The following is a 23,138-nucleotide window of genomic DNA, read 5'->3' on the forward strand; positions in this document are numbered from 1 at the left end:
CGCCCGCGATGCGGGGCGCAGTCGAAGGGGTGCCAACACTGCTGCGTGAGGCCGGCACAGCCGTGGCCCGAAGGCCTCACCGCAGGTTTCGCTGCCACCTGATCTCGCCGTCGTGCCATTGGCCGGTGGGCGCCAGTCCGCAGGCGGCGGCGACGGCGGCCGACGCCCGGTGGTCCGGATGGACATGGGCGACGAGGGTGTCCACGGGTTGGCGCTCCAGCCAGCCGACCAGGCCCAGCGCCGCCTCCGTGGCGATGCCGCGCCCTTGCCACGGGGTGCCGACGACCCAGGCGATCTCGGCGGTCAGGCCGTCTCCGGAAGGGCCGATCGTCGCCTGGACCGTGCCCGCCAGGGAGGTCTCCTCGCGCAGCCGGATCACCCAGTTGCACCACGAGACCGCAGGGTCGGGTGCGCCGGCGACCATGCGTTCGTAGCGGGCCCGCAGGTCCTGCGGAGTGTCCGGGGCGCCACCGATGAAAGTGTGCAGGGCCGGGTCGGCCAGCGTGGCGGCCATCTCCCCGGCGTGATCCACGAGGAGGGGCAGCAGTTCCAGACGCTCCGTGCCGATGGCCGCGGTTCTGATCGTGGGATTCACCGTCCTGGCTTCCGATCCCGGTCGGGGAGTGTGTCCGACATGCCCATCGGTTGATGGTGCCTGATGGGGCGGACCGGCGGAACCGTTTATTCGGATGGGAATCCGGGCCCGTTCGGCGTTGAATCGGTCCGGGAACCCGAGCCGATCCGAACCGGTGCGTTATCCCAGCGGTTCTGAAGGAGAAATGCGATGCAATACACCCGCCTGGGTGCTTCAGGACTCGTCGTGTCCCGGCTGGGTCTCGGCATGATGAGTTACGGCGACACCAGCCGGCGCGCCTGGCACCTCTCCGAGGAGGAGGCGGAGCCGATCGTGCGGCATGCGGTGGAGCAGGGCGTGACGTTGTTCGACACCGCCGACATGTACGACCGGGGCGCCAGTGAAGAGGTCACCGGACGGCTGCTCGCGCGGCTCTTCGACGACCGCGACGACTACGTCCTCGCCACCAAGGTGTACTACCCGATGAGCGAGAAACCGGGCGACCGGGGTCTGTCGCGCAAACACATCCTCGCCTCGGTGGACGGCTCCCTGCGCCGTCTCGGCACCGACCACATCGACCTCTACCAGATCCATCGCTGGGACCAGGAGACGACCATCGAGGAGACGATGGACGCGCTCGACACCGTCGTACGGGCCGGGAAGGTCCGCTACATCGGCGCATCGAGCATGTACGCATGGCAGTTCGTCAAGGCGCAGCACACCGCCGTGCTCGCGGGCGGCACGCGCTTCGTGTCCATGCAGAACCACTACAACCTCGTCTACCGCGAGGAGGAACGGGAGATGATCCCGCTCTGCCTCGACCAGGGCGTCGGCGTCCTGCCGTACAGCCCGCTCGCGCGCGGACTCCTCGCGGGTGGCCGGGGGCGCGGCGGCGAGCGCACCACCACCCGCGGCGGCGCCGATCCGCTCGCCGACCAGCTCTACACGGAAGCCGACTTCGACGTCGTCGACACGCTCCGTGCCGTCGCCTCCGAGCTCGGTGTGCCACCGGCCCGGGTTGCCCTCGCCTGGCTGCTGAACAAGGAGGGTGTGAGCGCCCCGATCGTCGGTGCGACCAAGCTCGCCCACCTCCAGGACGCCGTTGCGGCACTGGACGTCACCCTTTCACCGACGCACATGGCGCGTCTGGAGGCGGACTACAGTCCGCACCCGGTGATGGGGCCGGAGTAGCGGCCCGCTCGCGGCGCGGGCGGAACCGCGCGCCGGAACGCCGTCGTGGAACGGCGCTTGAGTGGGCCGAATCGCCCCTGGACGGACGGCGCACGGTCGGGCACCGTGGGTGATCGCATATTCGGCGCCGGGTGTTCGCTCACCGGTGCACGGGCATGCCCTGTCATCCATCCGGTATCAGGAACTGGGGTCTTTCGTGAGACACGTGACCAAGGTCTTAGCCGCACTCTCCTCCGCGGCGCTCCTGTCGCTCGGCGCTGCCAACTCCGCCCAGGCGGACAGCCCCGACAACGGCTTCTTCAACAAGCTGACCAATCTGAACTCCGGCATGTGCGCCGCGGTGGGCAACAACTCCACGCAGCCCGGCGCCGGCCTGATCCAGTTTCCGTGCGACAACAAGTACAACAAGCAGTTCTCGTCGGGCTGGGCGGGCACCAGCGCCTACTTCCTCCGGGTCCGTTCGACCGGTCAGTGCGTCACCCCGCAGGGCCCGGCCAACCATGCCCTGGTCGTCCAGTCGTACTGTTCCAACAACGACGCGCAGGTGTGGGTGGCCGAGTCGCTCGGCAACGACAGCTACCGGCTCAGGAACCGCTCCAGCGGCCTGTGCCTGACGGCGGCCTGGGGTATGACCAACAGCGGTCAGCCTCTCGACCAGTCCACCTGCGGTGGATTCAACGGTCAGGCCTGGCGCTTCTCCGCGATGCACAACTGATCGCGTGAACCAGAACTTCCGGGCAGCGGGCTGACGCCTCGCCAGCTGCTCAGGGGTTGCCCGCACTCCCTGCCCGGGGACGGAATGCCGCGGGACGACCCGAACCGCCCCCGCCCAGCAGGTACGTGAGTCCGGCGTTGTTCGCGCGCCCGGGCATCGTGCGCGCCGGGCGGGGGCACCCGCTTGCCGTCCGTTCGCGCTTCGTGTCGCGGGCCGGGTGGATCAGGTCAGGGCCGGGTAGAGGGCGCCCACACCCCCGGCGAAGCCCGCTTGCACCTGTCGGCTGAGGTCGTCGGCGAGGATCTCGTACGCGTCGGCTTCGATGCCGTCGATCGCGAGGGCGGCGACAGCGGCGGGGTCCATCTTCGGAGCGGTGACCTGCGCGGCCATGTCGGTGTCCATGAATCCGACGTGGAGTCCGGCGACCCGGATGTTCTGCTCGGCGAGCTGGACCCGGAGGGTGTTGGTCATCGACCAGGCGGCCGACTTCGCGGCCGAGTACCCGCCGACGGTGGGCAGGGAGATCCACGACAGGACGGACAGGATGTTCAGGATCGTCCCGCCGCCGTTGGCCGTGATCCCCGGTGCGAAGGCGCGGATCATCGACAGGGAACCGAAATAGTGCGTATCGATTTCCAGCTGCAGGTCACCGAGGTCGCCGGTGAGCAGGTCGGCCCCGGTGGAGGACCCCGCGTTGTTGATGAGCAGGGTCACCGCGCCGGCCGTCTTGGCGGCTGCCGCGACGGACTCGGGGTCGGTGACGTCGAGGCTGATCGGAATCACGCCGGGCACGTCGATGGTGTCGGGGTTGCGCGCTCCGGCGTAGACGGTGGCGCCGCGGGCCACGAGCTCGGTGGCCAGAAGCCGGCCGAGGCCGCGATTGGCGCCGGTGACCAGGGCAGTCTGTTCGGAGATGTTCATGACGGAACTCTTCTCATGGAGCCTCGGACCAAGCTTGCAAATTGCAAGCTTGCATAAAGGAAGCTAACATGGGGGCTTGTGGCTTGCAAGCTGCAAGTCGTAGAGCAAGTGAAGAGGGAACCCGACATGAACAGCGCAGATCTCGCCTCCGGGCCCTGCCCGCTGGGACGCGCCGCCGGCATCTTCGGTGACCGCTGGACGCTGCTGATCATGCGGAACGCCACGCTCGGCGCGACGCGCTTCGAGCAGTTCCGTACCGGCCTGGGAATCGCGGACAACATCCTGTCCAACCGGCTGGGCAAGCTGGTCGATGCCGGGGTTCTCACCAAGGAGCCCTACGAGGACGGCAACCGGATCCGCTCGCACTACCGGATCACACAGGCGGGGGTCGCCCTGCGCCCCGTCCTGGAAGCACTCGCCGCCTGGGGCCACACCTACGCGAATCCCGCGGAGCCCACGATCGCCGTGCGGATCGTGCACCTGCCGTGCGGCCTGCCCACCGCCGACGGAAGCTACTGCGACGTCTGTGACACCGGGATCACCAACGAGGACGCCGCCTGGGTCATGCCCTGGGTCTCCGAGGAACCCATCCCGCTGGCCACCGCCGCGGTGACCGCCGCACCCGACGGGAACTGACAAGCCCCCGTATCGCGCCACCATGGCTCCCGCCGGCTCCGGGGGCGGGCGGACGGGAGCCGGAGCGGCTCGCCTTCAGATCCCCCGCGCTCCGTCGATCCGCTCACGGAGCAGGTCGGCGTGGCCGTTGTGCCGGGCGTACTCCTCGACCATGTGGACGAGGACCCAGCGCAGGGACACCGTCCCGCGCCACGCGTCGTCGCCCTCGATGTCGAGGTCGGGCGCATCGGCGACGAAGGCGTCGGCGAACGTCACCTCGGCGCGCCAGGCCTCCCAGGCCGCGGCGGCGACCGCGGGATCCGGCACCGCGCCGTCGAAGTCCTGGTCGGGGTTGTCCTGCGACGAGAAGCGGAGCGGCACGTCCTGCCCGGCCAGGACCACCCGGAACCAACGGCGTTCCACATCTGCGAGATGGCGGACGAGGCCGAGCAGCGAGAGCGTGGACGGTTCCACGGAACGACGGGACAACTCGGCGTCCAGGCCCGCGCACTTCAGCTCCAGCGTCGTGCGCTGCGACGTGAGGAAATCGACGAGCATGCGTCGCTCGTCACCGGTGGCGGGAGCGCGGAACCGGAGGTCGTGCTCGGGGCCGATGAACATCTCTGCTCTTCTTCGTGGGCTGGTCATGGCCGACATCATCGACCATGGCCGATCGGGCCCGGAACCCCGGCACCGCCCGGCCTCGGACAGGCTGCTCGTCAGGGGTCCTGGCGGGGCCGCTCGGCCCGTGCTGGTGCTGGTGCTGGAGACGGTCGCCCTCGATGTCGAGGCGATACGGGGCACGACGAACACTTCGTAGTCGCTGGAGAGCCCGAAGATGATCGCGAGCATCAGGATCGGCAGCCCGGGACGTGGCGGTCACGATCCGGTCCGCCTTGGCCGCCCCGCTGCTCCCGGCGGTCTCCGCCTGGTACGGGGTCACCTCCCGGGAACAGGCGGTGGTCGAGCAGGTGCTGGAAGGCCTGCCGGTCAAGCACATCGCCCGCCGTCCGGAGCTGTCCCACCACACGGTCAACGACCATATGAAGGCCATCTACCGCAAGACCGGCGTCGCCGGCCGCGAGGAACTCATCGCCGGCCTCTCCTGACCCCCGTCATGACCGCCCGCGGCCGGAATTCGCGACGTCGACGAACGCAATCTTCTAGTAGGATCCAGCGCCGATCGGTGTACGCCGGTGTCGGGGACGGCAGTGGCGGTACGACGACTTCCGGCCGGGAGGGTCCATGAGCGCCGACACGGTCGCAGCGCGGCAGTCGTGGGCGGAGTTCGGGCGACGGCTGCGCACGCTGCGCAGGTCGGCCGGGCTGACCCAGCGTCAACTGGCGCTGCGGGTCGGGTATCACCACACGCTGATCAGCAAGTTGGAGGGCGGCGTGCGGGAGCCGCCCGCCGGGTTGCCGCTGCGGCTCGACTCGTTACTGGGAAGCCGGGGCGAACTCCTCGCGATCCTCGCCGGCCGGCCGGACGTCCACCACGCCGTGCCGATGCTGCCCGCGACACTGTTCTCGACCACGCCCCAAGGAGCCGCCGACCCGGCCCCGCCGCAGCCCGTCCACCACTGGCCCACCCGGCTGGTGTCCTGCCCGCTGCACGGTGGTGGCGACTGCGAGGTGCCACCGCTCGCCGACGCGCTCACGCTCCTGACCGCCGCCGACGGCGACCACGGCCGGACGGCGATGTGGCCCGGCACGGACGCCGACGCCATGCACGCTCTGACCGCCCTGATCGTCGGGTACACCCAGGACGGCCTGGAGAGCGTCTCCACCGAAACCGTCGGCTCGGTCGAGCGGGTGCTGCGCGTCGTGGTGCGGTGGGCCGAGACGCTGAACCGGCACGGGACGCTGCCGGTGCCGCAGTTGCGGCTCGCCGCCGAATGCGCGCAGATCGCGGGCTGGCTCCGGGTGGAGCGAGGGCAGCGCATCCTCGGGATGGCTTGGTTCGCGCGCGGCCTGACCTGGGCGGACGTCGCCGATGACGTGGTGGCCCGGGCTACCTTGCTGTGCGACGTCTGCACCCTGGTCCGGCTCGACGGGGACGGCGCGTCCGCGCTGGCCTACGCACAGGAGTTGGAGGCGGTGGACCCGCGCCGGGTCTGGATGGTGGCCATGTCGCATCTGCACCAGGCGCGGGCGCGGGCGCTGGGCGGCGACCTCGCGGAGTGCCGCAAGCGCGTCGTGCTCTCCCGCCGGGCGCTGGACCGCCTCGACGGGCGGGACTTCCTCGAGGCGCCCTGGCTCGCCGGCGCCACGGGCCGCTTACAGGTGGAGGCGTCGATCGGCGGGACGCTGCGCGATGCCGCCGCGATCACCGGGGATCTGTGGGTCGCCCGGCAGGCCGTCAAGGCCACCGAGGCGTCGCTCAGCTGTCTGCCCGCCACGCACCGGCCGACCGTTCTGCTGCTCACGCTGCGACTGGCCGACGCGTTCGTGTGCTCCGGACAGCTGGACGCCGCCGTGGCAGCCGCCGCGTCGGTGCTCCCGGAGGCGGTCGCCGCGGACCGGACGAGTGTGAACCGCGAGCTCGACGGACTGCGGACGAGGCTGACGACGCGATACCCCGGCGCCCGGGAGGCACGGAGTCTGCTGGAGCAACTGCCCTACCGCGTCTGAGTGTTGACGGGGGCGTCTGCCTTCGGCGACCCCTCTTCCGTCATCCGTTCGGTGTCCGATGAGCGGTGCGATCGAGCTCGCGGGTTGCCAGAAGTTGCCGGATGTTGCCGGAGTTGGACTAGTCCATTGACGGGGTCATGGCGCGATGTGAACGTTTCGCTCGCTCACTCGAAACGCGAAAGTCTCGCCCCTCGCTCACCGGTCCGGGCCGATCGTCCTGCCGCTGAGTGGCGACTTCGTGGTCGAGGCATGCCCCTAGTCAAGGAGCCTCCGATGAAACACAGAGCAGTGACGGCCGGGACAACCCTGGCCGTCCTCGCCGGGATGATGGTCGCCATCAGCGGCCCGCCGGCCGCCGCGGCCCCCGCCCCGACCGTCTCCCCAGGGCCGCTGGCGCTGGCGGTGTCGGCGGCCGACCGGGCCGCCGCCAGCGGCTTCGACACGCTGGTGAACGGGCCGGGCGAGAGCTACGAACGGCGTCAGGTGACGCCCTGGGTCAACGGCCTCTACTCGGTCGCCTACGAGCGCACTTACCGTGGCCTGCCGGTGGTCGGCGGGGACGCGGTGGTCCTGGCCGACGGCCAGGGCCGGGTGCAGGCCACCCGGTCCGCCGACTCGACACGGATCAACGTCCCGACCACACCGACGGTCCCGGCCACCACCGCCGAGACCACCGCACGCCGCGCGCTGGCCACGGTGGACAAGGTCGACTCGCACCGCCTCGTGGTGCGCGTCAAGGACGGCAGCGACCAGCTGGCCTGGGAGACGGTGCTCACCGGCCGCACCGCGAAGGCCCCCAGTCATCTGCACGTCTACGTGAACGCGACGACCGGAGCGGTGCTCGACAGCTACGACGATGTCAAGGCCGGCACCGGCAACAGCCAGTGGAACGGCCCGAACCCGCTGACCATCGCGACCACCAACTCGGGCGGCAGTTACTCACTGCGCGACCCGGGACGCCCCGGCCTGACCTGCGCCGACTACACCACCGGCGGCGTCTTCACCAAGTCCACCGACTCCTGGGGCACCGGCAGCGCCACCTCGAAGGAGACCGGCTGCGTCGACGTCATGTGGGCGGCGCAGCACGAGTGGGACATGCTGCGGGACTGGCTCGGCCGCAACGGTCACAACGGCAACGGCGGTAGCTGGCCGGTGAAGGTCGGCCTCAACGACGTCAACGCCTACTGGGACGGCTCGTCCGTCTCCATCGGCCACAACACGGCCAACCAGTGGATCGGCGCGATCGACGTCGTGGGCCATGAGTTCGGCCACGGCATCGACCAGTACACCCCCGGCGGAGCCAACAACGAGTCGGGTCTCGGCGAGGCGACCGGCGACATCATGGGCGCCCTCACCGAGGCGTACACCAATGAGCCGGCACCGTACGACAACCCCGACTACACCGTCGGCGAGAAGATCAACCTCACCGGCAGCGGTCCGATCCGCATCATGTACAACCCCTCCCAGCTCGGCGACCCGAACTGTTACAGCTCCTCGATACCCAGCACCGAGGAGCACGCGGCGGCCGGCCCGCTGAACCACTGGTTCTATCTGCTGGCCGAGGGCTCGAACCCCGGCGGCGGCAAGCCGACCAGCCCGACCTGCAACAACTCCACCGTCACCGGCGTCGGCATCCAGCAGGCCGGCAAGGTCTTCTACGGCGGGATGCTGCTCAAGACCAGCGGTATGACCTACAAGCGGTACCGCACCACGACCCTGACCGCGGCCAAGAACCTCGACCCCAGCTGTGTGCTGTACACCAGGACCAAGGCCGCCTGGGACGCCATCACCATCCCCGCGCAGAGCGGCGAACCCACCTGTACTCCCAGCGGCAACAGTGACTACTCGATGTCGCTGAGCCCGACCGCCGGGTCGGTGCAGCAGGGTGCTTCGGCCAACGTCACGGTCAACACCACCATCACCTCGGGCAGCGCGCAGACCGTGAACCTGACGGCGGCCGGCGCCCCGACCGGTGTGACGGTCGGGTTCACCCCGGCCTCGGTGCAGTCCGGCGCCTCCTCGACGATGAAGGTCACCGTCGGGTCGGCGGTCGCGGTGGGCTCGTACGTCATCACCGTGACCGGCAGCGGAACCCAGAGCCACACCGCTCAGTACACCCTCACCGTCACTCCTGGCGGGACCGATCCCGGCGGCACAGCGCCGGACATCAGCGTGGCGAACGTCCAGGCACATCTGGCGCAGCTGTACACGATCGCCCAGCAGAACGGCGGCACCCGGCAGGCCGGCACCGGCGGCTACACGGCGTCGCTGGCCTACGTCAAGGGCAAGCTGCAGGCGGCCGGGTACAGCGTCACCGAGCAGTCCTGCACCGGCTGCACCAACCGCGGGAACAACCTGATCGCGGACTGGCCGGGCGGGCCCACCGACCAGGTCATCATGTTCGGCGCGCACCTGGACAGCGTGTCGGCCGGTCCCGGCATCAACGACAACGGCTCCGGCTCGTCCTCCCTGCTGGAGAACGCCCTCGTCCTGGCCCAGCAGAACCCGACGATGGCCAAGCACGCCCGCTTCGCCTGGTGGAACGGCGAGGAACAGGGCATGCAGGGCTCGCAGTTCTATGTGAGTCAGCTCGGCTCCGCCCAGCGCGGCGCCATCAAGGCGTACTACAACCTCGACATGGTCGGCTCCACCAACGCCGGCTACTTCATCAACAACATCACCTCGTCCGCGGCGGCCCCGATGAAGGAGTACTGGGACTCGCTGAACCTCCGTCCGGAGGAGAACATCGAGGGCCAGGGACGCTCCGACGACTACTCCTTCCAGCAGGCGGGCATTCCCACCTCGGCCTACGCCACGGGCGCCGACGCCATCAAGACCGCGGCCCAGGCCACCAAGTGGGGCGGCACGGCCAACCGGTCGTACGACTCCTGCTACCACCAGTCCTGTGACACCACCGCCAACATCAACGCGACGGCACTCGACCGCAGTGCCGACGGAGTCGCCTACACGCTGTGGAAGACCGCGGTCGGCACCACGACCCCGGCCAACGACTTCTCGGTCGCGGTGAACCCCGTCTCCGGCAGCGTCCAGCCGGGCGGCACCACCGCCGCGACGGTCTCCACCGCCACCACCAGCGGCAGCGCCCAGACCGTCAACCTGACGGCGTCCGGCGCTCCGACCGGTGTGAACGTCTCGTTCGCCCCGGCCTCCGTGCAGTCCGGTTCCTCCGCGACCATGACCGTGGCCGTCGGAGCGTCGGTGACCGCTGGCACCTACACCGTGACCGTCACCGGCACGGGCACCGCCACCCACAGCACCACCTACTCGCTGACGGTCACCGGCGGGGGCGGCGGCTGCACCGGTACGACCTGGGACCCGAACGCCATCTACGTCGGCGGCAACCAGGTCAGCTGGAAGAGCCACAACTGGCGGGCCAAGTGGTGGACCACCGGAGAGGAGCCCGGCACCACCGGCCAGTGGGGCGTCTGGCAGGACCTCGGCGCCTGCTGAACTGAACAAAGCCTTCTGAACGGAGCCCTGCCCTCGAAGCCACGGCCCGCGTCCAAGCCGCACGGACGCGGGCAGCGGCGGGCGGTCACCAGCGGCATGAACCACTGGTGACCGCCGGCCCGCTACAGATGGAACGCGTGCTCCGAGCAGCAGGGAAGCGCTTCACCCCGGCCTCGGTGCGGTGCGCCCGGCTCATGCTGTACGCGACCCTGCTGCCGTCGAGCAGTTCACCGGTCGTGAACAGCCGGGGCCCGGCCGTGCGTCCGGCCGCGACCGCCCCCCTGGACCTCGACGATCAGCCGGTCGCCGGCGGGGGAGGCGGTCACCGAGGTGTTGGTGCCGGCCGTGAAACGGAGGGTCCGGATCCCGGCGGCGTCCGCGGACGGCCCGGTGGTGGGAGTCAGCAGCGGGGAAGCGAGGGCGTTCCCCGCGGGGAGCGACAGGGCGGCGACCCCCAGTCCGCCCACTCCGGCTTTGACAAAACCTCTACGGGACAACTCGTTGAACTGATCCATGAGGAAGAACAAAGACCAGGGGGCTGACTGCGCACGGGCGGCGTGAACGGCGCGTTCCGCGCCTGTACGTACCGGGAGAAATCGGGCTCCACAAACGGAATTCGAGCGTCGGTTCTCGGACAGGTGTAGTCCTCACCCCGGGCGCACAGGTCGTCGCACCGTGGTCCGGAAACCCCGATCGGGGCCGTCAATGGCGAGGGTTGCGAGGTATCTCCGCCCTGTTCACAGATGTGCAGGCGGGGCTTGATCATGACCTTGCAGGGTACTGGCCGGTATCGGGATACTCAGCCGCACCAACTGGCACGGACGGGCAGACCTTGCTGTTCCGCCCGTTCGTGACCGCACATCCTGCGGGCCCACCGTTGACCCGGCGGGCCCACCCCCCACAGGAGGCACTGAGTTGAAGCACCGTCGGATAACCAGGCGTCGTATCGCGATCGCCGGGGCGAGCGCCGCCGCCGTCGTCGCAGCGGGCGTTCTCCTTCCCCACGCCAACGCCGCCCAGCCGACCGCACCGTCCCCCCAGGCATTTGCCCCCGCCGCCGCGGCTCAGCTCGCGGGCGACCTCACCTCCCGTCTGGGTGACCGCACCGCGGGTTCGTACTACGACGCGAAGACCAAGCAGCTCGTCGTCAACGTTCTTGACGCCACCGCGGACCAGAAGGTGAAGGACGCGGGAGCAGTTGCCCGGACCGTCCAGCACACCATGGCCGAACTGCACCGCTCGGCAGAGACCCTGCGGGCGCAGCCGCGTATCCCGGGCACCGCATGGTCCATCGACCCCCGCACCAACCAGGTGGTGGTGACCGCCGACAGCACCGTGAAGGGTGCGCAGCTCGACAGCCTCACCAAGAGCGTCAAGGCGCTCGGCGGCACCGCGCAACTGCACCGCTCGGCGGGCCGCTTCAAGCCGTTCGTCGCCGGCGGGGACGCGATCTTCGCCGATGGTGCGCGCTGCTCCCTCGGCTTCAACGTGGTGAAGGACGGGCAGCCGTACTTCCTGACCGCGGGTCACTGCGGTGTGGCGTTCAAGAGCTGGTCCGGCTCGTCCGGCGGCCAGGAGATCGGCAACGTCGAGGCCGCCACCTTCCCCGGCCATGACTTCGCGCTGGTCAAGTACACCGACACGAGCGTGGCCCACCCGAGCTCGGTGGACCTGTACAACGGCAGCACGCAGGCGATCACCAAGGCCGGCGATCCGACGGTCGGCCAGACGGTGCAGCGCAGCGGCAGCACCACCCAGGTGCACGACGGCACGGTCACCGGACTCGACGCCACCGTCAACTACCAGGAAGGGTCGGTCACCGGACTGATCCAGACCAACGTCTGCGCCGAGCCCGGCGACAGCGGCGGCGCGCTCTTCTCCGGCGACACCGCGGTCGGCCTCACCTCCGGCGGCAGCGGTGACTGCACCAACGGCGGGGAGACGTTCTTCCAGCCGGTGACGGCCGCACTCACCGAGTACGGCGCGCAGATCGGCTGACACCCGTCAGTGTGTGACCGAGGGGCGGACCTCCCAGGAGGCCCGCCCCTCTTCGCTGCGCGGTCGCTGGTGTGTGACGGCTTGACCTGCCCCGGAACGCGAGGCCTTAGTGCTGCGCGGTCGCCGCGTCGATGAGTGTGGCGGCGACCGTCTTCGCCATGTCGGCGGCACCGGGGTTGCGGTCCATCCTGGCGGCGACGCCCGCGCCGTCGTAGAGCAGCACCAGCCGGCTCGCCAGCTGCTCCGGATCGGGCGCGCCGGCGGCCCGGGAGAGGTCGGTGAACAGTGAGCGGACCCAGCCGCGGTACGTGTCGGTGGCCTGCATGACCGGGCTGTCGGGGCCGACCTCCGCGCTGGCGTTGAGGAAGGCGCAGCCGCGGTAGTTCGGCTCGGCGAACGCCTCGCCGAGTGCGTCGAAGACGGCGAGCAGCTTCTCCCGCGGCGCTTCGTGGCGGTCGACGGCAGCGGTCACCCGGCGGCGGCGGATCTCGTGCCGGCCGGCCAGATAGGCGCTGATGAGCCCGTCCTTGTTCCCGTACGCGCTGTAGAGGGTCGCTTTGGCGACGCCGGCGCGTTCGATCACCCGGTCGATGCCGACGACATGGATGCCCTCCTCGTAGAAGAGCTCGTTGGCGGCGGCCAGCAGACGCTCACGTGCGGTGGGGCGCCCCGGGGCGGCGGGCCGGTCTGCGATCGCTTTCGTAGCCATGACTTGACAGTACCAGACCGGTCTGTCTACCGTAAGGGCCACTAGACAGACCGGTCTGATCGGACCGGCTCCCGCTAGGCGAAAGAAGCCAGCCGATGTCCTTGCCGCCGACGTTCCCCATGACCGACCCCTTCGTCCGCAGAAGCCGGCGGCTCGGCTCGGGTGCCGCCTTCTACCTCCAGGCGTCGATCGTGGTGGCCTTCCTCGCCGCCTCCAGCGCTCCCACCCCCCTCTACGCCGTCTACCAGGGCGAATGGGGCTTCTCGCCGATCACCACGACCATGGTCTTCGGTATCTACGCCCTCGCCGTGCTCGCCGCACTGCTCACCGTCGGGTCGCTGTCGGACCACATCGGACGCCGTCCGGTGCTGCGCGCGGCGATCGTGCTGCAGGTCGTGGCGATGGTCGTGCTCACCACGGCGGGCGGGGTGCCCGAGCTGATGATCGCCCGGGTCGTCCAGGGCCTGTCGACCGGCGCGGCCGTCGGCGCGGTCGGCGCGGGGATGCTCGACCTCGACAAGGTCAAGGGCACCATCGCCAACGCGATCGCCCCCATGACCGGCACCGCCACCGGGGCGCTCGCCTCCGGGCTGCTGGTCCAGTTCCTGCCCGAGCCCACCCACCTCGTCTACCTGACCCTCCTCGCCGTGTTCGTCCTGCAGGGAATCGGTGTCGCCCTCATGCGCGAGACCTCCGAGCCCAAGCCGGGCGCGCTCGCCTCGCTGCGGCCCCGCTTCGGTGTCCCGAAGGCGGCACGCGGACCGCTGCTGGTGGCCGCCCCGGTCCTGGTCGCGGTCTGGGCACTGGCCGGGCTCTACGGCTCCGTCATCCCGGCGGTCATCCGCAGCGTGGTCGGTTCCGACTCCCTGCTGCTCGGCGGCCTGGCGCTGTTCGCCCTGGCCGGCAGCGGCGCGGTGTCGGTGCTGCTGCTCCGCAACGCCGCCCCGGGCCGGGTCATGCTGCTCGGCACCGTGGCCCTCATCGTGGGCGTCGGCCTCACCCTGCTCGCGATCGACCACAACTCCGCTACCGGCTTCTTCATCGGAACGGTCATCGCGGGCGTCGGCTTCGGCGGCGGCTTCCAGGGCGCGATCCGCACCATCGTCCCGCTGGCCGCGCCGCACGAGCGGTCCGGGCTGCTCTCCACCATCTACGTGCTGTCGTACCTGGCCATGGGACTGCCCGCGGTCATCGGCGGCTTCCTGGTCGTGCACGGTGGGGGACTGCTGCCGACGACCCGGGAGTACGGGATCGCCGTGATGGCCCTCGGGGCGCTCGCGCTGCTGGGACTGGCGATACCGCGTCGGGGACCGGTGACCACGGAGTCCGGCGTGGTGACCGGCAGCGTCCCCGAGCTGCGCAAGGCCGCCGTCCGGGAGGCGGAGTACGCGAAGCGCTGACCGGGCACGACACCCGGACTGATGTCCGGGCGTCGACGCCGAAGGCCCTGCCACCCCGCTTCCGCGGGAGGGCAGGGCCTTTCGGCAGCCCGGGGCTGCCGTCAGATGGTGGCCGTGTCGATGACGAAGCGGTACCGGACGTCGCTGGCGACGACGCGTTCGTACGCCTCGTTGATCCGGTCGGCGGAGATCACCTCGATCTCGGCGCCCAGGCCGTGCTCGGCGCAGAAGTCCAGCATCTCCTGGGTCTGCCGGATGCCGCCGATCATCGAGCCGGCCAGGCTGCGCCGGCCCCCGATCAGCGAGAACACGTTCAGCGAGACCGGGTGCTCGGGCGCGCCCACATTGACCAGGGTGCCGTCCACCCGCAGCAGCCCGAGGTAGGCGTCCAGGTCGAGATTGGCCGAGACGGTGTTCACGATCAGGTCGAACGTCCCGGCGAGCTGCTCGAACGTCGACTCGTCGCTGGTGGCGTAGTAGTGCTCGGCGCCGAACCTCTTCGCGTCGTCCTGCTTGCGCAGGCCCTGGCTCAGAACGGTGACCTCGGCGCCCAGAGCGGCGGCGATCTTCACGCCCATGTGACCGAGGCCGCCCATGCCGACGATGGCGACCTTCTTGCCGGGGCCGGCGTTCCAGTGCTTCAGCGGTGAGTAGAGGGTGATCCCGGCGCACAGCAGCGGAGCGGCGACATCGAGCTCGACGCCCTCCGGGATGCGCAGGACGAAGTGCTCGTCCACGACGATGTGGGTGCTGTAGCCGCCGTAGGTGGGCTCGCCGTCCCGGCCGGTGGCGTTGTAGGTGCCGGTGCCGCCGTTCAGGCAGTACTGCTCGTCACCGGCCAGGCAGTTCTCGCACTCCCGGCAGGAGTCGACGAAGCAGCCCACGCCGACCCGGTCACCCACGGCGTACTTGGTGACGCCCGGGCCGACCTCGGTGACGATGCCGGCGATCTCGTGGCCCGGCACCATGGGGAACTTCGCGCCACCCCACTCGTCCCGGGCCTGGTGGATGTCGGAGTGGCAGATGCCGGCGAACTTGATGTCGATCAGCACGTCGTGCTCACGCACGGCGCGTCGGGGAATCGTGGTGCGCTCCAGCGGTGCGTCGGCAGCGGGAGCGGCGTAAGCGGGGACGGTGGTCGTCATCGTGCGTGGATCTCCAGGAAATCGTCGGGATCGGTGAGCACGGGCCGTGGCGCGGCCGGACTCGGTGAGGTCAGGGACGCGGTGAGGTTGGCCAGCAACTGCAGCGCGGTCTCGGAGGGCGAACCTGACTCGGTGGTGTAGACGAAGAGGGTCTGGTCCGTGTCGCCCGGCGGGCTGAGGGCCTCGTACGCGACGGTGATCTCCCCGACCTGGGGGTGCCGGTAGCGCTTGGTTCCGTGCGAGCGGCGGCTCACGTCGTGTGCCGCCCACGCCGTACGGAACTCCTCGCTCTTGACCGCGAGCTCGCCGATCAGCTCGCAGAAGGCCCGGTCCTCGCAGTTGCGCCCCGCGTCGAGACGCAGCACCGCGGCGGTCTCCGCGGCGATCTGCTCCCAGTCCGGGTACAGCTGCCGGGCGGACTCGTCGAGGAAGATGAACCGGGCCAGATTCCGCTCCCGGTGCGGCAGCGCCTCGAAATCGGAGATCAGCGAGCGGGCCAGCCGGTTGCTGGCCAGCACCTGCATCCCGCGGCCGACGATGAAGGCCGGCGTCAGTCCGTCCAGCGTCTCCAGCATCCGGTGCAGCCCCGGCCGGACCCGCTGGGGGCGGGCCGTCGGACGCCGTGCGGCGCGTGGCTGCGGACGGGCGAGCTGTATGAGGTAGATGTGCTCCACCTCGTTGAGCCGCAGCGCGCGGGAGACGGAGTCCAGGACGCTCGCGGAGACGTTGCGGTGCCGCCCCTGCTCCAGCCGCGCGTAGTAGTCGGTGCTGACCCCGGCCAGCCGGGCCAGCTCCTCCCGGCGCAGCCCGGGCACCCGGCGGGCGGATCCATTGACGGCGACCCCCGCGTCCCCAGGGCCCAGCCGGGCCCTGCGGGAACGGAGGAACTCACCCAGTTCGACATTGTGGTCCAGACCCATGACTCAAGTATTGCCGCGCCCGGAGCGCTTTCCGGGGCCCAGGGTAGGTCTGTCAGACCCACCCGGTACGACCTAGGCGGGAGGCGGGAGCGGCGCGGGTGAGGCCGGCCCGGCAGGGAGGTTCCTACGCCTTCAGCGCTGCTTGCCCAGTGTCGAACCCCGGACCACCAGCTCCGGCTGCAGCACGATCTGATGGTGCCGGTGCTCGCCGGCGTGGTCGCCGGTCTCCGCGATGAGCAGCTCGGCGGCGGTCCGGCCCATGCGGTGGGCGGGCTGGCGCACCGAGGTCAGCGGGACCGCGGCCGCCGCCGCGAACTCGATGTCGTCGTAGCCGACGAGCGCGAGCTCCTGCGGCACGGCGACCCCCGCCGCGTACAGCGCCTGCAGCACGCCCAGGGCGAGCAGGTCGTTCGCGCAGAACACCGCGGTGGGGCGGCCGGCCATGCCCAGCAGCCGCGCGCCCGCGTCCCGCCCCGCGGCGACGTCCAGCCGGTCCGTCTCGATGTGGGACAGCGCCTCCGGGGGGAGTCCCGCCGCGGCCAGCGCGTCGAGGGCCCCGGTCCGCCGGTCACGGCACTGGGTCAGATGCATGGGTCCGCTGACGTAGACGAGCCGCCGGTGGCCCTGGTCCAGCAGATGGCCGGCGGCCAGCCGCCCGCCGGCGATGTCGTCGACCGACACCGAGCACGCCGACGCGCTGGGCACGACGCGGTCGACGAAGACGAAGGGGATGTCATGGCGCCGGAACGCGTCGAGGTTGCGCCCCGTGGCGTCGGCGGGGGTGACCAGCACTCCGCGTACGCGGTGCTCGGCGAACAGGCTCAGGTACTCCGCTTCCTCGGTCGCGCTGCCGGCGCTGTTGCAGAGCATGACGCCGAGTCCGGCCTCGCGGGCGGCCCGCTCGGCGCCCGACGCGACGTCGACGAAGAAGGGATTGGCCATGTCCAGGACCAGCAGGGCGATGATGCGGCTGTGGCCGGCGCGCAGCTGGCGGGCCGACTCGCTGCGCACATAGCCGAGTTGGTCTATCACCTCGAGCACCCGGGTGCGGGTCTGCTCGGAGACCATGTCCGGGCGGTTGATCACGTTCGACACGGTGCCGACGGAGACCCCGGCCTGCCGTGCCACGTCCTTGATGCCCATCATGCGCGCCACGAGCTCCGAACCACCGTCTCCCGCGGCTCTCCGCGGCCGCGGTCTCATGCTACGCACATCTTGTGTGATCAGCCTCCGCCGCGGACACCGAGCGACGATGCCCTGACGACCAGCTCCGGCTGGAAGACGATCTTCTGATGCTCGTGTGCGTCGGGGCGCCCGTCCGTCTCCTCGATCAGCAGTTCCGCGGCGGTGCGGCCGATGCGGAACGAGGGCTGGCGCACGGAGCTGAGCGGGACGGCGGCGCCCGCGGCGAACTCGATGTCGTCGTAGCCGACGAGCGCCATGTCGTCCGGCACCCGGATCCCGGCCGCGAACAGGGTCTGCAGCACGCCCAGAGCCAGCAGGTCGTTCGCGCAGAACACGGCGGACGGGCGGTCCGCGGCGGCCAGCAGCCGGGCGCCCGCCGCCCGGCCGGAGGCGACGTCGAACCGCTCCGCCTCGACCACCGTCAGCGTCTCCCGCGCGACCCGCGCCTCGTCGAGGGCGGACAGTGCGCCCTGATGCCGGTCCCGGGACTGGGCCAGGCGCGGAGAACCGCTGACGTAGACGATCCGGCGGTGGCCCGACGCGAGCAGATGCCGTACGGCGAGCCGGCCGCCTGCCACGTCGTCGACCGACACCGAGCACGCCTCGTCACCGGCCCATTCCCGGTCGGCGACGACGGAGGATATGCCGCGGCTCCGCAGCGCCCGCAGATCCTGGCCGGTGCCGTCGGTGGGAGTGACCAGCACACCGCGCACCCGCTGTTCGGCGAACATGCCCAGGTACTCGGCCTCCTGCGCCGGATCGCCCGCACTGGTGCACACCATGACGGCGAGTCCCGCCTCGCGGGCGGCCTGCTGGGCGCCACGGGCCAGCTCGACGAAGAACGGATTGGCCAGGTCCAGCACCAGGAGGGCGAGCATTCTGCTGCGACCGGCCCGCAACTGGCGGGCCGTCTCACTGCGGACGTACCCGAGCCGCTCGATCACCGCGAGCACCCGCCGCCGGGTGGGTTCCGACACTGTGTCCGGCCGGTTGAGGACGTTCGAGACCGTGCCGAGCGAGACCCCCGACTGCTCGGCGACGTCCTTGATGCCGATCGCGCTGCGCTTCACCCGGCTGCCCGGCGCGCGGCCGGGAAGCCGGCCGGGTCCGCCGGCGCCGTCCGCGCGGCGGGAGAGCGAACGTTCCCCGGTCAAGAGACCTCGACCAGTTCCAGGCCCGTGAGGTCGGCCACCGCGCGCAGTTCGGGCACGATGTGACCGGTGGCCAGTGCCCAGTGATGGGCGACGCCCGTGGCGCTCCAGGCGTCGGTCCACTCGCCGGGATCGGTGCCGAAGTCCACCCGGGACGTGGTGTTGCCGATCTTCAGCAGCGGGCCGCCGACCACCTCGCCCTGCGAGGTGACCAGCTTGTAGCGGCCGTCGCGGGTCTGGCCGAGACCGACCAGGGTGACCGGGCCGTGCCGAACGTCGAACTCGACGGACACGCCCCAGCCGCGCTTGCCGTGGAAGACACCCAGGCCGCGCAGGAGCGGCCGGTGCTGGCTGATGCCGAGGTGCGCGGGCCCGTCGTGGCCCATCTCCACCACGCCGTCCCGGAAGTTGAGCGCCTGCAGCTCGGTGAAGGATCCGCCCGCGCCGAGCCGGTCGGCGATCAGCATCGCCAGCGACGTACGCAACTCGTACTCGCCCGCCGCCGGCACACCACGCGCGGTGAGCAGCGACGCGCCGAGGATCATGCCGGCGCCCAGCCGCTCGTGGATCTCCCCGGCCAGACCCCGGTGGTAGTACGCGAGGCTGTCGAGGTCGAAGTCGGTCACCAGCCGGTCGAGTCCGACCGACACCCGGGCCGCCCACTCCACATCGTCCGCGACGACGGAATCGTCGAACGCGAAGGTCTCCCTGGCCTTGGCGAGCTTGTCGGCGACCTCCGCGTCGGTGACGTCGTCCACCCGCACCCGCAGATCGTCGAACTCCAGCACCTCCACATGGCCGCCGAGGTTGCCCGAGACCATGGCCAGGTCGGTCGAGACGTCGTACATGCCCGGGTACAGGTGGCCCATCAGGCCGTGCCGGCCGTTGCGCAGCACCGATCGCACCCCGGCCGCCCGGATCCACCGGCCGATCCGGGCCCAGGCCCGGTCGTCCTCCAGATAGCCGGAGACGGAGCGGAACGGGACGCCGGCCCGCTCGAAGGAGTTGGCCATCTCGGGCAGCGGGCAGGCGCCGCAGTACGCCAGCCACTGACCGGTGTCGAACGTGGCGTGGTCCATCGCCTCGGTCGGCTGCAGATTGATCAGCAGGACCGGAGCGCCCGAGCGCTGGGCCACCGGCGCCAGCATCGTGGCGGTCATGTACGTGGTGAGGAATCCGACGATCAGGTCGCATCCGGCGGCACGCAGCTTCTCCGCGGCCACCGCGCCCTCCTGTGCGTCCGAGATGAACCCGACGTCGACGACATCGGCGTCGAAGTCCTTCATGCGTTCGGTGACGCGTGCGGCGGAGCGGCGCAACTGGGGGAGCAGGTCGGGGAACTGGGGCCAGTAGGCGCCCAGTCCCCCCGCCACGAGACCGATCTTCGGCCTGCGCGCGGTGGCGGGGGTGCGGGTCATGGCGGATGTCTCCGTTCGTGGGGTCGGCCGGGGAGCGGGCCGGCCGGGTCGCCGGCCGTCACATGAGGTGGAATATCTCGGTGAGGGGGCGTATGGCCCGGTCGGGCCGGTCGTCGTCGGGGGCTTCGAAGAACTCGGCCATCTCCGTCTGCCAGCGGGTGTTGACCTCGGTGGCGGCCATCGCGCTCTGCGCCGCGGCGAAGTCCTCGGTCTCCAGATAGCCCACCAGCAGCCCGTCCTCGCGGAGGAAGAGGGAGTAGTTGTGCCAGCCGGTGGCGGACAGCGCGGCGGTCATCTCCGGCCACACGGCTTCGTGCCGGCGGCGGTATGCGTCGATCCGGTCCTGGCGGACCTGAAGCAGGAAGCAGACACGCCGCATGTTCCCGGGCCTTTCGCCGTCGACGGCCGGCCGCGCCGCCGGCGGGCGGCGGGCCGGGATGCGGGTCACGCTCAGAAGTCGAAGCCGTCGATGTTGGACGTGTCGAAGACGGTGGGCTTGCCGAGGATGACCTCACCGTTCTTGCCGACGGTGAAGCTGCCCAGGTCACCGGCCTTGAACGTCTGCCCCTCCGCGCCGGTGATCTGACCGGAGCACAGCGCGGCTGCGGCGTACGCGGCGAGTCGGCCGAGCTTCTTGGGGTCCCACAGGGAGAACTGCGCGACGGTGCCGTCCTTGACGTACTTGCGCATCTGGTTGGGGGTGCCCAGCCCGTTCACCACGACCTTGCCCTTGTAGGACGAGGAGCTGATGTAGCGGGCGGACGCCGCGATGCCGACGGTGGTCGGCGCGATGATGCCCTTCAGATCCGGGTAGGCCTGCAGCAGTCCCTGGGTCTGCTGGAAGGACTTCTGGTCGTCGTCGTCCCCGTAGGCGACCTTCACCAGCTCCATCCCCTTGTACGCCGGCAGCGCCAGCTCCTTCTTCATGAACTCGATCCAGGTGTTCTGGTTCGTGGCGTTCTGGGTGGCGGACAGGATCGCGATCTTCCCCTGGAAGCCGAGCTGCTTGCCGAGGTTCTGCACCAGGCTGCGGCCGATCTGCTCGGAGCTCGCCTGGTTGATGAACAGCTGCCGGCAGTCCTTGGCGGTGTCGGAGTCGTACGCCACGACCTTGATGCCCTTGGTCATCGCCTGCTTGAGCGGACCGCAGACCGCGTTGGGGTCGTTGGCCGCCAGCAGGATCGCGTCCTGCTGCTGCTGGATGAGCGTGTTGATGTAGGAGACCTGCGAGGACGCGCTGGCGTCGGAGGGGCCGACCTCCTTGGCGGTGCTGCCGATCTCCTTCGCCGTCGCGATACCGGAGTTGTCGACGATCGTCTCGTAGGGGTTGTTGATCTGCTTGGGCAGGAAGGCGAGTTTCAGACCCTTCTTGAGCGCGGCAGCGGGGTCGGCGGAGGCCGTCGCGGCCGTGCCCGGGCCCTGGTCGGAGCTGGACTTCTTCGTCGTGCCACCGCAGGCGGTCGCGGTGAGGGCGAGAGCGCAGACGGCGGTCACCGCGGTGAGCGCGCGCACCGGGACGGTGGTGGGGAGGGACATGGCGAAGCCCTTCTTCGGGGAATTCCTCGGGGAGTTCGTCGGGTGACGGTGGTGCGGAGGGGGCGGTGCGCGCCGTCAGACAGCTGCGGCTGCGCGCCGGTGGCGCCGTTCGAGTGCCGCGGCGATCACCCGCGGGGTCAGTACCGAGGCCACCAGCAGGAGTCCGGTGACGATCACCTGGACCTCGTTGGCCACGTCGTTGAGGATGAGCAGGTTCTTGAGCAGGCCGATCAGCAGCACTCCGGCGATGGCGCCGCCGAGTGTGCCCTTGCCGCCGTCGAAGTCGACGCCCCCCAGCAGCACGGAGGCGATGACGAGCATCTCGAAGCCCTGGCCGTTGTCGGCACGGGCGCTGCCGTAGCGCAGGGTGAAGACGATGCCCGCGAAGGCCGACAGCAGTCCGGTGAGGACGAACAGCAGCAGCTTGATCCGCTTGACCCGGATGCCGGAGAAGTAGGCGGCCTCCTCCTGGGCGCCGGTGGCGAACAGGGAGCGGCCGAACCCGGTGGCGTGCAGCACCACACCGGTGATGGCCGCCAGGACGATGAACAGGGCGAAGGGGTAGGGCAGGATCCCGAGCACGGTGTTGGTGTCCGACGTCCACCGGGCGTACGTCTCGGGGAAGTCGGTGACCGCGTTGCTGCCCAGCGCCACCGACGCCAGGCCCCGGTAGAGCGTCAGCGTGCCGATGGTGACGGCCAGCGACGGCAGTCCGACCCGGGTGACGAGCCAGCCGTTGAGCAGACCGCCGAGGACGCCGATGGCCAGGACCACCGGAACGATGGTTTCGAACGCCCAGCCCGATTCCCACAGTTTGCCGCTGACCGCGCTGGCCAGCCCCAGCATGGAGGCGACCGACAGATCGATCTCGCCCGCCACCACCAGCAGCGTCATCGGCAGCGCGATGATCGCGACCTCGGCGATGTCGTTGAGGGCGAAGGACAGGTTGCCGGTGGTGGCGAACCCCTCGGTGGTACCGGCTCCGGTGGCGAAGACGGCCACGAGCAGGATGCCGACCGCGACGTCCCAGCGCAGGAACCGGCTCAGGTCAGACTTGGTGGACATGGCGCGCGTTCCTCTTCCTCAGGGCGCTGGTCATGCGCAGGGTCACGATCCGGTCGACGCTGATGGCCGCGAGCAGCAGGGCTCCGGTGATGGCGCTCTGCCAGAAGGAGTCGACCTTCAGGACGACCAGGACGCTGCCGACGGTGGTGAGGAGCAGCGCGCCGAGCGCCGCGCCCCAGACGCTGCCGGTGCCGCCGGTGATGGCGACGCCGCCGACCACCACCGCACTGACCACCGTCAGTTCCCAGCCGTGGGCGTTGTCGGCGACGACGGTGCCGAAGCGGGCCAGCCACAGGGCGCCGGCGAAGCCCGCGACCGCGCCGGAGAAGACGTAGGCGGCCAGGATCCGGCGGCGGATCGGGATGCCCGCGAGCCGGGCGGCCTCCGGGCTGGAGCCGATGGCGTACAGCTCCCGGCCGCTGCGGTAGGACCGCAGGTAGTAGGAGGCGGCGGCGTGTACGGCGACGGCGATCAGCGCCAGGTCCGGGACGCC

Annotated in this window: 23 protein-coding genes; 9 read left to right on the forward strand and 14 right to left on the reverse strand. The window is 70.5% G+C overall.

From position 1 onward, the window contains the following. Nucleotides 1-76 precede the first annotated feature (76 nt). On the reverse strand, nt 77-595 hold the full coding sequence (locus O3W51_RS01825; protein WP_244808970.1) for a GNAT family N-acetyltransferase: 519 nt from the start codon (nt 593-595) through the stop codon (nt 77-79). A 189-nt stretch (nt 596-784) separates the two neighbouring features. Between O3W51_RS01825 and O3W51_RS01830 the strand changes: the two genes are divergently transcribed. After that, nucleotides 785-1,765 carry an aldo/keto reductase gene (locus O3W51_RS01830; protein ID WP_269283193.1) on the forward strand — a complete coding sequence of 327 codons (981 nt, stop codon included), beginning with the start codon at nt 785-787 and terminating at the stop codon, nt 1,763-1,765. Nucleotides 1,766-1,970: 205 nt separating this feature from the next. Continuing rightward, complete coding sequence (locus tag O3W51_RS01835; protein ID WP_198357883.1) at nt 1,971-2,480, forward strand: RICIN domain-containing protein; 510 nt, start codon at nt 1,971-1,973, stop codon at nt 2,478-2,480. Nucleotides 2,481-2,702: 222 nt separating this feature from the next. On the opposite strand, the gene O3W51_RS01840 is transcribed toward O3W51_RS01835, so the two are convergent. After that, nucleotides 2,703-3,401 (reverse strand): SDR family oxidoreductase, encoded by a 699-nt coding sequence (locus O3W51_RS01840; RefSeq protein WP_138351437.1) that lies wholly within the window; start codon nt 3,399-3,401, stop codon nt 2,703-2,705. 126 nt (nt 3,402-3,527) lie between these two features. On the opposite strand from O3W51_RS01840, the gene O3W51_RS01845 reads away from it, so the two are divergent. After that, nucleotides 3,528-4,037 carry a winged helix-turn-helix transcriptional regulator gene (locus O3W51_RS01845; protein ID WP_198357884.1) on the forward strand — a complete coding sequence of 170 codons (510 nt, stop codon included), beginning with the start codon at nt 3,528-3,530 and terminating at the stop codon, nt 4,035-4,037. 75 nt (nt 4,038-4,112) lie between these two features. On the opposite strand, the gene O3W51_RS01850 is transcribed toward O3W51_RS01845, so the two are convergent. Beyond that, nucleotides 4,113-4,664 carry a DinB family protein gene (locus tag O3W51_RS01850; RefSeq protein ID WP_381586734.1) on the reverse strand — a complete coding sequence of 184 codons (552 nt, stop codon included), beginning with the start codon at nt 4,662-4,664 and terminating at the stop codon, nt 4,113-4,115. Here O3W51_RS01850 and O3W51_RS01855 point away from each other — a divergent pair. The 4 genes from O3W51_RS01855 (at nt 4,663) to O3W51_RS01870 (ending at nt 10,118) form a co-directional block, all read left to right on the forward strand. Then, nucleotides 4,663-4,836, forward strand: a complete 174-nt coding sequence (locus tag O3W51_RS01855) for a hypothetical protein (RefSeq protein WP_164292081.1) — start codon at nt 4,663-4,665, stop codon at nt 4,834-4,836. The two genes, O3W51_RS01850 and O3W51_RS01855, sit on opposite strands and share 2 nt — an antisense overlap. A 52-nt stretch (nt 4,837-4,888) precedes the next feature. After that, nucleotides 4,889-5,125 (forward strand): response regulator transcription factor, encoded by a 237-nt coding sequence (locus tag O3W51_RS01860; protein ID WP_138351439.1) that lies wholly within the window; start codon nt 4,889-4,891, stop codon nt 5,123-5,125. A gap of 136 nt (nt 5,126-5,261) precedes the next feature. Next, entirely contained in the window at nt 5,262-6,647 is a 1,386-nt protein-coding gene (locus O3W51_RS01865) for a helix-turn-helix domain-containing protein (RefSeq protein ID WP_138351440.1), read from the forward strand. A 273-nt stretch (nt 6,648-6,920) separates the two neighbouring features. After that, complete coding sequence (locus O3W51_RS01870) at nt 6,921-10,118, forward strand: M28 family peptidase (protein WP_269283201.1); 3,198 nt, start codon at nt 6,921-6,923, stop codon at nt 10,116-10,118. Nucleotides 10,119-10,345: 227 nt separating this feature from the next. Here the strand turns inward: O3W51_RS01870 and O3W51_RS01875 are convergent, their stop codons facing one another. Further along, complete coding sequence (locus tag O3W51_RS01875) at nt 10,346-10,633, reverse strand: hypothetical protein (protein ID WP_269283204.1); 288 nt, start codon at nt 10,631-10,633, stop codon at nt 10,346-10,348. A gap of 400 nt (nt 10,634-11,033) precedes the next feature. On the opposite strand from O3W51_RS01875, the gene O3W51_RS01880 reads away from it, so the two are divergent. Continuing rightward, nucleotides 11,034-12,116, forward strand: a complete 1,083-nt coding sequence (locus tag O3W51_RS01880) for a S1 family peptidase (protein WP_138351441.1) — start codon at nt 11,034-11,036, stop codon at nt 12,114-12,116. 106 nt (nt 12,117-12,222) lie between these two features. Here the strand turns inward: O3W51_RS01880 and O3W51_RS01885 are convergent, their stop codons facing one another. Continuing rightward, nucleotides 12,223-12,825 (reverse strand): TetR/AcrR family transcriptional regulator, encoded by a 603-nt coding sequence (locus O3W51_RS01885; RefSeq protein ID WP_138351442.1) that lies wholly within the window; start codon nt 12,823-12,825, stop codon nt 12,223-12,225. Nucleotides 12,826-12,920: 95 nt separating this feature from the next. Here O3W51_RS01885 and O3W51_RS01890 point away from each other — a divergent pair, with 95 nt between their 5' ends. Further along, nucleotides 12,921-14,225: an MFS transporter gene (locus O3W51_RS01890; protein WP_269283209.1), complete on the forward strand. Its 1,305-nt coding sequence runs from the start codon at nt 12,921-12,923 to the stop codon at nt 14,223-14,225. Nucleotides 14,226-14,326: 101 nt separating this feature from the next. Here the strand turns inward: O3W51_RS01890 and O3W51_RS01895 are convergent, their stop codons facing one another. From O3W51_RS01895 to O3W51_RS01935, 9 genes are all read right to left on the reverse strand, one after another. After that, a complete protein-coding gene (locus tag O3W51_RS01895; protein ID WP_269283211.1) occupies nt 14,327-15,370 on the reverse strand; it encodes an NAD(P)-dependent alcohol dehydrogenase in 1,044 nt (347 codons plus the stop codon). Beyond that, nucleotides 15,367-16,290, reverse strand: a complete 924-nt coding sequence (locus tag O3W51_RS01900; RefSeq protein ID WP_198357885.1) for a helix-turn-helix domain-containing protein — start codon at nt 16,288-16,290, stop codon at nt 15,367-15,369. The genes O3W51_RS01895 and O3W51_RS01900 overlap by 4 nt, the downstream gene beginning before the upstream one ends. A 132-nt stretch (nt 16,291-16,422) precedes the next feature. Continuing rightward, nucleotides 16,423-17,436 carry a LacI family DNA-binding transcriptional regulator gene (locus O3W51_RS01905; protein WP_138351609.1) on the reverse strand — a complete coding sequence of 338 codons (1,014 nt, stop codon included), beginning with the start codon at nt 17,434-17,436 and terminating at the stop codon, nt 16,423-16,425. 77 nt (nt 17,437-17,513) lie between these two features. After that, the gene (locus O3W51_RS01910; protein WP_269283461.1) at nt 17,514-18,545 is read right to left on the reverse strand and encodes a LacI family DNA-binding transcriptional regulator; all 1,032 of its coding nucleotides are present in this window, start codon (nt 18,543-18,545) and stop codon (nt 17,514-17,516) included. Nucleotides 18,546-18,625: 80 nt separating this feature from the next. Further along, nucleotides 18,626-20,044: an L-fucose/L-arabinose isomerase family protein gene (locus tag O3W51_RS01915; protein WP_198357886.1), complete on the reverse strand. Its 1,419-nt coding sequence runs from the start codon at nt 20,042-20,044 to the stop codon at nt 18,626-18,628. Between the two features lie 58 nt (nt 20,045-20,102). After that, on the reverse strand, nt 20,103-20,423 hold the full coding sequence (locus tag O3W51_RS01920; RefSeq protein WP_138351611.1) for an L-rhamnose mutarotase: 321 nt from the start codon (nt 20,421-20,423) through the stop codon (nt 20,103-20,105). A gap of 71 nt (nt 20,424-20,494) precedes the next feature. Further along, nucleotides 20,495-21,580 carry a rhamnose ABC transporter substrate-binding protein gene (gene rhaS / locus O3W51_RS01925; RefSeq protein ID WP_269283217.1) on the reverse strand — a complete coding sequence of 362 codons (1,086 nt, stop codon included), beginning with the start codon at nt 21,578-21,580 and terminating at the stop codon, nt 20,495-20,497. A gap of 75 nt (nt 21,581-21,655) precedes the next feature. Next, entirely contained in the window at nt 21,656-22,645 is a 990-nt protein-coding gene (locus tag O3W51_RS01930; RefSeq protein ID WP_269283222.1) for an ABC transporter permease, read from the reverse strand. Then, on the reverse strand, nt 22,629-23,138 hold a 510-nt coding region (locus O3W51_RS01935), incomplete at its 5' end, for an ABC transporter permease (RefSeq protein WP_269283225.1). The genes O3W51_RS01930 and O3W51_RS01935, both read right to left, overlap by 17 nt.

The organism is Streptomyces sp. H39-C1, assembly GCF_027158125.1.
Taxonomy (GTDB): domain Bacteria; phylum Actinomycetota; class Actinomycetes; order Streptomycetales; family Streptomycetaceae; genus Actinacidiphila; species Actinacidiphila fildesensis.

What these genes read in the sequence shown, in the direction of transcription:
- O3W51_RS01830 (WP_269283193.1), top strand. Translation starts at nt 785, where the DNA reads ATGCAATACACCCGCCTGGGTGCTTCAGGACTCGTCGTGTCCCGGCTG.
- O3W51_RS01840 (WP_138351437.1), bottom strand. Translation starts at nt 3,401, where the DNA reads ATGAACATCTCCGAACAGACTGCCCTGGTCACCGGCGCCAATCGCGGC.
- O3W51_RS01845 (WP_198357884.1), top strand. Translation starts at nt 3,528, where the DNA reads ATGAACAGCGCAGATCTCGCCTCCGGGCCCTGCCCGCTGGGACGCGCC.
- O3W51_RS01855 (WP_164292081.1), top strand. Translation starts at nt 4,663, where the DNA reads ATGGCCGACATCATCGACCATGGCCGATCGGGCCCGGAACCCCGGCAC.
- O3W51_RS01850 (WP_381586734.1), bottom strand. Translation starts at nt 4,664, where the DNA reads ATGACCAGCCCACGAAGAAGAGCAGAGATGTTCATCGGCCCCGAGCAC.
- O3W51_RS01865 (WP_138351440.1), top strand. Translation starts at nt 5,262, where the DNA reads ATGAGCGCCGACACGGTCGCAGCGCGGCAGTCGTGGGCGGAGTTCGGG.
- O3W51_RS01870 (WP_269283201.1), top strand. Translation starts at nt 6,921, where the DNA reads ATGAAACACAGAGCAGTGACGGCCGGGACAACCCTGGCCGTCCTCGCC.
- O3W51_RS01875 (WP_269283204.1), bottom strand. Translation starts at nt 10,633, where the DNA reads ATGGATCAGTTCAACGAGTTGTCCCGTAGAGGTTTTGTCAAAGCCGGA.
- O3W51_RS01885 (WP_138351442.1), bottom strand. Translation starts at nt 12,825, where the DNA reads ATGGCTACGAAAGCGATCGCAGACCGGCCCGCCGCCCCGGGGCGCCCC.
- O3W51_RS01890 (WP_269283209.1), top strand. Translation starts at nt 12,921, where the DNA reads ATGTCCTTGCCGCCGACGTTCCCCATGACCGACCCCTTCGTCCGCAGA.
- O3W51_RS01895 (WP_269283211.1), bottom strand. Translation starts at nt 15,370, where the DNA reads ATGACGACCACCGTCCCCGCTTACGCCGCTCCCGCTGCCGACGCACCG.
- O3W51_RS01900 (WP_198357885.1), bottom strand. Translation starts at nt 16,290, where the DNA reads ATGGGTCTGGACCACAATGTCGAACTGGGTGAGTTCCTCCGTTCCCGC.
- O3W51_RS01905 (WP_138351609.1), bottom strand. Translation starts at nt 17,436, where the DNA reads ATGATGGGCATCAAGGACGTGGCACGGCAGGCCGGGGTCTCCGTCGGC.
- O3W51_RS01915 (WP_198357886.1), bottom strand. Translation starts at nt 20,044, where the DNA reads ATGACCCGCACCCCCGCCACCGCGCGCAGGCCGAAGATCGGTCTCGTG.
- O3W51_RS01920 (WP_138351611.1), bottom strand. Translation starts at nt 20,423, where the DNA reads ATGCGGCGTGTCTGCTTCCTGCTTCAGGTCCGCCAGGACCGGATCGAC.
- rhaS (WP_269283217.1), bottom strand. Translation starts at nt 21,580, where the DNA reads ATGTCCCTCCCCACCACCGTCCCGGTGCGCGCGCTCACCGCGGTGACC.
- O3W51_RS01930 (WP_269283222.1), bottom strand. Translation starts at nt 22,645, where the DNA reads ATGTCCACCAAGTCTGACCTGAGCCGGTTCCTGCGCTGGGACGTCGCG.